At 32.6% G+C, this 337-nt stretch carries 1 protein-coding gene; it reads right to left on the bottom strand.

The window, feature by feature from the left end:
- Positions 1-337: RagB/SusD family nutrient uptake outer membrane protein (locus SCA31_RS22755; RefSeq protein ID WP_410699316.1), on the bottom strand; the 337-nt coding region annotated here is incomplete at both ends.

Genomic DNA, 337 nt, shown 5'->3' with positions numbered 1-337 from the left:
CTAATGCCAACTCGATTCTTCTTTCTTTTAAGATATCTGCATAAGCAGTTTGTTTATTAGTATATACTGGTGTTGTTGGGGTACCAGTGTATCTTCTAGCTGTTCTTACATTGTTGATATAAGTTGCTGCTTGAGTAAAATCACCTTCTTCAACTGCGGCTTCTGCCAAAATAAAATACATTTCTGATAATCTAAAAACTTTTACATCATTTCTAGTTGGAGAACCTGGTTTACCAGGAAACTTATCAATAACAAAATAGTTTAATGATAAATATGGATTAGCTGATGGATCAACATATGCATACTTTCTTACATCACCAGCTACATTAAATTGATC

The organism is Chryseobacterium sp. SIMBA_028 (assembly GCF_046535285.1).
GTDB lineage: Bacteria > Bacteroidota > Bacteroidia > Flavobacteriales > Weeksellaceae > Chryseobacterium.
Note: the sequence above shows the minus strand (reverse complement) of the source record. Positions and strands in the feature narration are given on the sequence as shown.